Consider the following 9,514-nt stretch of genomic DNA (forward strand, 5'->3'; position numbering starts at 1 on the left):
CGGAGGACACGACACACTTCACGTCGCCTCGCCGGCATCCATCATGCAAACTCCTTCCGCCATCCTGCCCGCCGAGGCGGCGGCGCAACGACGGGCCGCGGCTTCGGCCGTCCCGTGGCATTGCGTGATCGTGGTGCTCGGCGCGGCGTGCATCCCGATCGGTGTGTTGTGGGACATTTCGTGGCACTCGACGGTCGGGCGCGACACGTTCTGGACGGCTGCGCATATCATGATTCAACTTGGCGGGATCGTGCCCGGCCTCGCGTGCGGCTGGCTGGCGTTCAAGACGACCTTCTTCGGCACCGCGGAGGAGCGCGCGTCGTCGGTGCGCATTTTCGGGGCGCACGCGCCGCTCGGGGCGTGGGCCACCATCTGGGGCGCGCTGGCGATGGTCACGAGCGCGCCGTTCGACGACTGGTGGCACAACGCCTACGGGCTCGATGTGCAGATCATCAGCCCGCCGCACTCGCTGCTCGCGGTCGGGATGTTCGGCGTGGCGCTCGGTTGCCTGCTGCTCGTGCTGGCGTGGCAGAACCGGAGCGAGGGCGCACAGCGAGCGCGGCTCGCTCTGCTGTTTACGCTCATGACCGGCGTGATGATCTCGATGAACGCCGTGTTCATCACGGAGGAGAGCTTTCCGAATCAACATCGGGGACTCGTCTTCTACATCGCCGCGACGTTGCAATTCCTGCCGCTCGTCGTGCTGGTGTCGCGCGCATCGTCGCTCCGCTGGCCCGCAACGGTCGCGGCGCTTACCTACATGGGAATCCTCTGCGGGATGATCTGGGTGCTGCCGCTTTTCGCGGCGACGCCGAAGCTCGCGCCGGTGTATCGCCAGGTCACGCACATGGTGCCGCCTGCGTTTCCGATTCTGCTGGTGATTCCCGCGCTCGCGATCGATCTCGTGATGCGGTTCTGGCCTGCGTCGCTTCGGCGCGACCTAGGTTCGTCGTTGCTGCGTCCGTTCGCCACGGACTGGTGGAAGGAGTGGGTGCTCGCGGCGGCTCTCGGAGCCGTTTTTCTTGGGGTGCTGCTGGCTGTGCAATGGCCCTTCGCGGCGTTCTTGATGAGCGATGCCGCGGACAACTGGTTCTTCGCGCGCGACGGCAAATGGCCCTACTTCGTGCCGCAAGGGAGTTGGACCAACGAGTTCTGGAAGCGGGGCACCGTGCCGGTCACACCCGCGCGACTGCTGCTGGCATTCGGCGTGGCGGTGCTCGCCGCGCGCTGGGGGCTCTGGCTCGGTCACTGGATGGTTCGCGTGCGACGATGATGGCCGACGAGGAAGCACAATCATCGCAGGGCCCGGGGCGGAACGCGCCGCGATCCGAGGCATCCCGGGGCGCGACGCGGCCGGAGCAAAGTTGTCGCCGGGCAGCCGGGTCCTTTTCGGTGACAAGGTTGCTTCTGCGTTTCCGCGTCTTGTGCTCCGTTGGGGCCTTCCTCTTCCCGTTGGGTGCAGCCGCGCATATCGGCAGTCCGAACGTGATCCTCGACGGCCGTTGCGGCGCGCACCCGGTGCGTGTCGTCATCCGGCCGCCGCCGGTGATTCCTGGCATTGCGGAGATCAACATCAAGGTCGAGGGCGCCGGAGTCCGCCGCGTAACGGCGTTGCCCGTGTTCTGGGCGGCCGGCAAGAAGGGCGCGCCACCGCCGGATGTGGCACAACTCGTTCCCGGTGAAACCAACCGTTACTCCGCCGAACTCTGGCTCATGGCGCCCGGCGCTTACAGCGTCCTTGTGAACGTGGAAGCCGACGATGGCGGCGGAGAACTCATCGTCCCCGTGAACGCCGTGGCCACCGTGCGACGCGACATGCCGCCTGTGATGGGCGTCGTGCTTTCAGCGATGGCGACCCTGCTGTTCGTCCTCGCCGTGCGCCTGACCGGCGCCGCCTTCAGCGATGCCTTGACGGAGCCGGGTGGCGCGCCGGCGCAAGGTGCGCGACTCGCCGCGTGGATGGGCAGCGGTATTGCCTTTGTGGTCATCGCGGGCGGCGTCACCGGCGGAAAGCTCTGGTGGGATCGCGTGGACCGCGACTACCGCAACAACCGCCTTTACCAACCATTGCCCGTCACGGCGGACATCCGCAACGAGCGCGAGGTGGATGTGCTGCGACTGCGCGTGGACAACACCGGCCGCAACGCGCGCTTCTGGTCCCCCGTGATACCCGATCACGGCAAGATGATGCATCTGTTCCTGCTTCGAGAACCGGAGCAGGACGTCTTCGCCCATCTGCATCCCGTGCAACGGAACGGCACGACGTTCGAATGCGTGGTGCCACCAGTCCCGCCGGGTCGTTACGCTGTGATCGCCGACGTGACTCACGAGAGCGGCTTCGCGCAAACGCTCACGGCGAATGTCGAAGTGAAGCAGACGGGAAGTCGGATCGCCTACTCGCTCCCGCGAACCAACACCGGCGCAGCCACCACCGCGCCGGGAACCGCATCCGACCCGTTCTGCTCCACGCCCGTCGCGAATGTTGCGAACGTGAATTGGTATCAAACGCCCGACCCCGACGACTCGTGGCACGTCGGGAATCGCGCGGGACTCGGTCAGCCAGCGGCAGGCGGCGAGCGCCGGTGCCCGCTCGACGGCGGCTTCACGCTCGTCTGGGAAGACTCCGCGCCACTCGTGGCAACACGCGAGGTTTCGCTGCGCTTCCGCGTGCTCGCACCTGATGGCTCGCCCGCGAAACTCGAGCCTTACATCGGGATGTTCGGCCACGCCGCCGTGCGCCGCGCCGATGGAAAGGTCTTCGCCCACTTGCATCCCGTGGGAACCGTCTCGATGGCGGCGCAACAGGCCTTCGAGCGCCGCGACCAACGCGATGCGTTGGCGCGCCCTCCCGCGGGTTCGTCCACGAACTCCGCCACGTTGTCCATGGCCAAACCCCACGCGCAGGGTTCCGTGGAATCCGTGACCTTTCCCTACGAGTTCCCGCAACCCGGCCGCTACCGCATCTGGGTGCAGGTGAAAGTGTCGGGACGTCCGCTTACGGGCTTGTTTGAAGCGGAGATCCCCTGAGACCGGCCGAAGATTGTTGACGATATTAGTTGCGGTTTGGCCTGGACCCGTCACCCTACGCGGGTCTGTTAGATGGCTTGTCTCTTTCGGTGCATGGTGAATCTTCAGGTGAACCTGGTTCAGTGATGATTTGAAACCCGATGGTCGGGAACAGCTTCGGAAAGTGCTCGTTTGTCGGACAGCAAGACATCACATGAGTAACAAACTGTTTGTGGGAAATCTTTCCTTCAACACCACTGAAAACGACCTGCAGGACGCGTTCGCCGCGCACGGCACGGTCACGGAAACCAACCTGATGATGGACCGCATGACGAACCGCCCGCGCGGTTTTGGCTTTGTGACCATGGCGTCCGCCGAGGAAGCCCAGAAGGCCATTGCGGCGATGAACGGGAAGGAACTCGACGGCCGCGCCCTGACGGTGAACATCGCCCGTCCGCGCGAGGAGCGTCCCCCCGGCGGTGGTGGCTACCGCGGCGGGGGCGGGTCGAACCGCTACTAGTCCCACTGGATTCACGGATCGGGGCCCGGTTCAACCGGGCCCCGGTCTTTTTCAAGCCAAGCAGTCAAACGACCCACTCAACCACAATTCACCGCCATTGATGAGCGCACACTTGCCCACGAAGGAAGAGCACATTGAAGTCGAAGGCAGCATCCAATCGGTGCTCCCCGGCACCATGTTCCGCGTCGAACTGACCAACAAACATCTCGTCCTCGCCACCATCTGCGGCAAGATGCGCAAGCGCTGGGTCCGCCTCACGGTCGGCGACCGCGTGAAGATGGAGATGTCGCCTTACGACTTGAGCAAGGGCCGCATCACGTGGCGCCTGCGATAGCAAATCGCCCGTGTCTCGATAGGGCCACGTGGTGCGCAAGAACGGTTACTTCACCCACTCCATCGCCGCCGCGGCCATCTTGTCCGAGGTCAATCCGTGCCGGTCGTAGAGTTCCTCCGCCAGATACGCGGACTGGCCGAATTCGCCGTGGATGCCGAGGGTCTTGATGCGGTGCGCGATGCCCGCTTGTGAAAGCGCGTGGCTCACTTGCGCGCCCATGCCGCCGACGGCTTGATGGTCCTCGATGGTCACGACCCGGCCGCCCGCGGCCTTCACCGCTGCGCCGATGGTTTCGAGGTCCACTTTGTTCACGAAGGGATTGTTGATGACCGTCGCCTTCACGCCTTGCCCGGCGAGTTTCCGGCCGGCTTCGATGGCTTTGTTCACGAGCACGCCGCAACCGATGAGCACCACGTCCGCGCCTGTCTGGAGCACTTGCGCGCGGCCCCACGGGCAGACCGGGCCGTCCACCCAGCGCAGGGGATAGTTTTCACGACCGACGAAGAAGATGTAGGTCTCGCCGTCCTTGCCCGCGGCGCGGTCGGTGGCCTGCCGCTTGATGGCCTCATACATGAACGCCTCGGCTTCATCCGAGCAACTCGGGCAGATGACGGTCGTGTGCGGAATGCCGCTGACGGCCGCGAGGTAGGTCGTGGCCTGGTGGCTCGCACCGTCCGCGGCATCCTGAAAGCCCACGTGCGAAAACATCGCGATGACCGGCGCTTGCGACAGTGCGGCCATGGTGAGCGGAAGATTGCCCTTCGTGACGCCGAACTGGCCGAACGTGTCCACGATGGGAATGAACCCGGCCTTGGAGAACCCGGCGCCGACGCTCACCATGTTCGCCTCCGCGATGCCGACCTCGACGAACCGGTCGGGCAACGCCTTCTGGAACGTGCTGATTCCCGTCGAGCCCTGCACGTCGGATGAAATCGAGTAAACTGGAAAACCGTCCTGCGCGGCGCGAATCGCGCCCTTCGCGAGGCCGGCCTGCACCTTGTCCTTCTTCGGAGCGGGTGAGGCGGAAGCAGGCGCGGCGGCGGCCTTCGCCTTTTTCTCGGCTTCCTTCCTTTCCCAATCGGCGCGCTGCGACTTCGCCCACCCGGCGAATTCCTCCGGCGGATTGCCGCCGTAAATCTCGTGGATCCAGTCCACGATCTTCTCGGCGTTCGCGAGCGGGAAGCCGTGGCCGCCGGCGGCGTTTTCCTCGGTGGACTTGATGCCGTAACCCTTCACGGTCTTGAGCCAGATGCACACGGGTTGGCGCGGATTGGCCCGCGCCGCGGCGACGGCCTTCTCGACCGCGTCGTAAACCGCGGGCAGATCGTGGCCCTTGTCCACCCGGATGACATTCCAGCCAAGTGTCGTCATCGCGTTCATCGTGGGCTGCATCGAGAAGGAATCTTTTGTGATGCGGCCGGAGAGTTTCGTGTCGTTGTCGGAGAGCACGAGCACAAACGGGTTCACGCGATCCTTCGCGGCGAGGCCGGGGATGGCGGCGAAGGCCTCTTTGGCTTCGCCTTCCATCGCCGCCCCGTCGCTCACGGTGCAGATCGTCACTCGGTCGCGCCCGGCGACGCGGTCGCCGATGGCGAGTCCTTGCGCCTGCGGCAGGCTTGACCCGAGCGGGCCGTTGCTGAGCAGCACGCCCCCGGGATTCAGGTGCGACTCGCCGTGGCCGGTGAGCTTGGACTTGATGCTTCGGAAGCCGCGCAAATCGTCGAAGGTCATCCCGTCGAAGCCATAGTTCGCGCGCAACGCATAGACACCGTTCTCGGTGTGCCCGGCGTCGTTGCTGAAGTTGAACGCCTCGTGCCACTCGCGTCCCCCGGTCGCAAACATGATCGCGTGAATCGCGGCCATCACTTCCGCGAACGCCGCCGGTCCGCCCCAATGACACGCCGCGCCGCCGACCACGGCGTGGATGTCCATCAGCGCCACGAGCGCGCGGGTCGCGCGCGGGTCGGCGAGCACAACGTCCTGTCCGGCCGCGTTCTTGATGGTGACGGAATACTTCGGTTGGTTGCGCGGCGTCGGGGCGAGGCGCGACTTGAGCGCGAGGGGCTTGAGTGGCGGGGCTTCGATTTTTGCAACGGGGGACGTGTCAGCGGCCATGGTCGGGAGGGTGGCGGTTGTGGTGGGGGCTCTGTCGCGAACGATGAATCGTGCGCGAACTGTAAAAGTGAACGACGGAAAGGGAAGAAGTTTTTGCGCCGGCGCAAGCCAAGAGACAGCCGGGGCTTGGCAAGAAATGCGAAGTCATCGCGCGCGGATGTTTTAGCCTGTCCACCGTTCCTACGACCATCACCTCATGAAGATACCAATCATCGCACTCTTCACCGCGGCCGCGCTCATGCTCGGCGTCACATCGGTCCTTGCCGAGGGAAAGGGCAAGGAAATCACGATCACGGGCAAGGGTTGCTGCGCCAAGTGCTGCCTCAAGGAAACGGACAAGTGCCAGAACGCCGTGACCGTGGAGAAGGACGGCAAGAAGACGACGTATTACCTCGTGGAGAACAGCGTGAGCAGCGCGTTCCACAAGGAGATTTGCAAGGAGATCAAGCCCGTGAAAGTGACCGGCACGTGCGAGAAGAAAGACGGCAGACTGCTGGTGACCGCGAGCAAGATCGAACTGGCGAAGTGACGGAGCATTTCGAGCCGCAACTGGATGGTTGTGGTTCTGTCGCCCAAGCCCGCCTTTGGGAGAGTCAACTCTTCTGGGGGCGGGCTTGATGAGCGACGGAACCCACCGCCGCCCCTGCAAGGCAGATTCCTGAATTTCGCCCTCCCCCGTGGCTGCTGGTCGCCGTCCTTTCGGGACGGAATGAACGACTGGCAAATCCCTCTTTGACACGTCCCCGGCCGGTTGGCATCGTCGCGCCCGATTTTTCGCGTCGGGCGCGAACGCACCTCCACCATGAGTGAACTTGCCGGAAATCTCCTCGTTGCGCAGTCGGGCGGCCCAACGGCGGTGATCAATGCCAGCGTGGCGGGCGTCATCCAGGAGGCAGGAAGGCACGGGTGCATCGGGGAGATTCTCGGTGGTCTCAGCGGCATCCTCGGGATTCTCAACGAGGAGTTGATCGACCTCAACGAAGAGAAGGCCCGCACCATCGAGGGGCTCAAGCACACGCCCGCGGCCGCGCTGGGAACGTGCCGTTACAAGATCAACTTCAAGGGCGACCCGGAGAGGGCCGCTCAAGACATGAACCGGCTGTTCGAGGTGTTTCAGGCGCATGACATCCGGTATTTCTTCTATGTGGGCGGTAACGACTCGCAGGACACAGCACACAAGATTTACGAGGAGTCGCTGGTGCGCGGCTGGGAGTTGCGGGTGATCGGCGTGCCCAAGACCATCGACAATGACCTGCCGCATACCGACCACTGTCCGGGTTACGGCTCGGTGGTGAAATACGTCGCGGCAACGGTGATGGAAGTGGCTGCCGACGTGAAGAGCATGGCCACGGATGATGGGTTCTGCTGCATCATCGAGGTGATGGGACGGGCCGCGGGCTGGATCGCGGGCGGGACCGTCGTCGCGAAGCGCGAACTGGACGACGCGCCGCACATCATCCTGCTGCCGGAGGTTCCGTTTGATGAGCAGGGCTTTCTCGCGAAGGTAAGGGAGTCGGTCGATGCGCGGAGACATTGCGTCGTCGTCGCGGGCGAGGGCATCAAGTATCCTTCCGGCGAGGAGGTGGGCGTGGACAAGTCACGAGTGGACGCATTCGGGCACGCGGCGCTCGGAGGCTCGGCTGACCGGCTCGCCGAGTTGGTCCAGGGGGCGCTCAAGGTCAAGACGCGCACGGTGAAGCTCGGCTACGCCCAGCGCGCAGCGGCGCATTTCGCGAGTCTCACGGATGCCACGGAAGCCGTGGCTTGCGGCCAGGCTGCCGTCCGCGCCGCCGTCGGCGGGCAGAGCGGGTTCATGGTCAAGATCGTCCGCTCAGCCGACGCGCCTTACCAGTGGACGACGGGGCTTCAGCCACTGGGCGACATTGCGAACGTCGAGCACCTGGTCCCGCGGGAGTGGATTGTCGCGGACGGGATGATGGTGAACGGGAAGTTCGTGGATTACGTCCGCCCGCTGGTGGTGGGCGAAGTGGTGGTGCCGATCGAGGGCGGTTTGCCGAGGTTCGCCGTGCTGGAACGGCATCCGGTGGAGAAGAGGCTGGCCCCGCGGAAGTAGCGCGAAGCGGGAACCGGGTTCACCGCGGACGGGGATTTTAGAGCCGGGCCCGAGCGGAGCCGTTTCTCAGGGAACGGGCGGAACGGGCGGAACGGGCGGCACGGGCGGCGCGGGCGGCGGGGCGGACGTCGGGAAGGGGGGAAAGTCGCCGCGGACGATGGCGTCCTTATGGTAGATCTCCATCCCGCGCATCATAAGTTCCTGCTTCACCGGGTCGATCTGCGGCGGGGCGGGCGGGACCGCATTGGCCTGGGGTTGGATCGTCGTGCGGATTTGGCGTGAGGGAGTGGGGCGAAGGTCGGGTTGCATGACGGGGCCGGCAGTGCCGCCTGCCGGCGCGGCGGGTGCGACGCCCGGTGTTGCGCCGGAGGATCCCGGCTGTATCCAGCTCGCCGTGGGCTGCGGTGTGTTCCGAACCACGCCGCCGAGGGGCTGTGCGCCGCTCGTGGCGCCGGGAATCCCTGCAACTGCCGGCGCAGGCCCCGTGGGCTTGTCGTCCTTGAAGTTAAGGACCTTTTTCACCCCGCCATTGACGATCTCGACTTCGCCGGCGTCCGCATCAATGCGGATGATTTCGACGGCGCCGTCCTTTTCGCCTTCTCGCAAGGTCAGGTAATCAGGCTTGGTCTGGCCGGGTTCCTGTCGCACGAGCATCGCGCGCGGCGGGCCGATGATGGACACGATGCCGCTCAGTTTCACGGTCTTTGGCGGCTCCGGGGATGGGGTCGGGACGACCGGTTGCGCCACCGGCTCTTTAAGCCCAAACGGATTGCGTTCAAGGATGACCTTGAACTGCTCCTTGTTGTCCGCGCCCGAAGCCGCAACGCCGAGCATGAGCGCGAGAGCCGCGCTGGCGCCGGGGCCGCGAAGGTTGCGGGCGAGTGTCATGGGGCGAATGTAGCCGACGTTGGAAAGAACACCACTCAAAAGTCCGGGTTGCGCGGACGCGGGAGCCGGAGATTTGCTTGGCTTCGGCTGGCGCAGTGTGGCCAGATGCGGGGATGAACAGATTCCTCTCCGCGCTCGTGGTGTCCGCCGTCGCTGCCGCGACTTCCCATGCCGCCCCGCTCAAGGCGCTCATCATTGACGGACAAAACAATCACGATTGGAAAAGCACCACGCCCGTCATCCGGCGCATTCTGGAAACGACGGGCCGGTTCACGGTCGAGGTCGCGACGAGCCCGGCGAAGGGCGGCGACATGGCGGGCTTCAAGCCGCGCTTCGCGGGGAACGACGTGCTGGTGTCCAACTACAATGGTGAGCCGTGGAGTGAGGAGACCCAAAAGGCATTCGTGGCATACGTCCGCGGCGGCGGCGGATTTGTGACCGTGCACGCGGCGAACAACTCCTTCCCCGAGTGGCCGGAATACAACACGATGATCGGCGTCGGCGGCTGGGGCGGGCGCACCGAGAAGAGCGGTCCCTACATCCGGCTGCGCGACGGCAAGTTCGTGAACGACACCAC

The 9,514-nt window shown here is 65.0% G+C and carries 9 protein-coding genes; 7 read left to right on the forward strand and 2 right to left on the reverse strand.

What is annotated here, in order from left to right:
- Positions 1-43 precede the first annotated feature (43 nt).
- The 4 genes from FJ386_07170 (at position 44) to infA (ending at position 3,860) form a co-directional block, all read left to right on the forward strand.
- A complete protein-coding gene (locus tag FJ386_07170; protein MBM3876483.1) occupies positions 44-1,273 on the forward strand; it encodes a hypothetical protein in 1,230 nt (409 codons plus the stop codon).
- A 212-nt stretch (positions 1,274-1,485) separates the two neighbouring features.
- Positions 1,486-3,027 (forward strand): hypothetical protein, encoded by a 1,542-nt coding sequence (locus FJ386_07175; protein ID MBM3876484.1) that lies wholly within the window; start codon positions 1,486-1,488, stop codon positions 3,025-3,027.
- 193 nt (positions 3,028-3,220) lie between these two features.
- Positions 3,221-3,526, forward strand: coding sequence for an RNA-binding protein (locus FJ386_07180; GenBank protein ID MBM3876485.1), 306 nt, complete (start codon positions 3,221-3,223; stop codon positions 3,524-3,526).
- Between the two features lie 100 nt (positions 3,527-3,626).
- Entirely contained in the window at positions 3,627-3,860 is a 234-nt protein-coding gene (gene infA / locus FJ386_07185; GenBank protein ID MBM3876486.1) for a translation initiation factor IF-1, read from the forward strand.
- A gap of 45 nt (positions 3,861-3,905) precedes the next feature.
- Here the strand turns inward: infA and FJ386_07190 are convergent, their stop codons facing one another.
- Positions 3,906-5,975, reverse strand: coding sequence for a transketolase (locus FJ386_07190; GenBank protein MBM3876487.1), 2,070 nt, complete (start codon positions 5,973-5,975; stop codon positions 3,906-3,908).
- A gap of 196 nt (positions 5,976-6,171) precedes the next feature.
- Here FJ386_07190 and FJ386_07195 point away from each other — a divergent pair, with 196 nt between their 5' ends.
- Both FJ386_07195 and FJ386_07200 read left to right on the forward strand, forming a co-directional pair.
- On the forward strand, positions 6,172-6,504 hold the full coding sequence (locus FJ386_07195; protein ID MBM3876488.1) for a hypothetical protein: 333 nt from the start codon (positions 6,172-6,174) through the stop codon (positions 6,502-6,504).
- A 273-nt stretch (positions 6,505-6,777) separates the two neighbouring features.
- Positions 6,778-8,049: a 6-phosphofructokinase gene (locus FJ386_07200; GenBank protein ID MBM3876489.1), complete on the forward strand. Its 1,272-nt coding sequence runs from the start codon at positions 6,778-6,780 to the stop codon at positions 8,047-8,049.
- A 66-nt stretch (positions 8,050-8,115) separates the two neighbouring features.
- On the opposite strand, the gene FJ386_07205 is transcribed toward FJ386_07200, so the two are convergent.
- A complete protein-coding gene (locus FJ386_07205; GenBank protein MBM3876490.1) occupies positions 8,116-8,937 on the reverse strand; it encodes a hypothetical protein in 822 nt (273 codons plus the stop codon).
- A gap of 113 nt (positions 8,938-9,050) precedes the next feature.
- On the opposite strand from FJ386_07205, the gene FJ386_07210 reads away from it, so the two are divergent.
- The coding region (locus tag FJ386_07210; GenBank protein ID MBM3876491.1) for a ThuA domain-containing protein at positions 9,051-9,514 on the forward strand (464 nt) is incomplete at its 3' end.

The organism is Verrucomicrobiota bacterium (genome assembly GCA_016871675.1).
In the GTDB taxonomy this organism is placed as follows: Bacteria; Verrucomicrobiota; Verrucomicrobiia; order Limisphaerales; family VHCN01; genus VHCN01.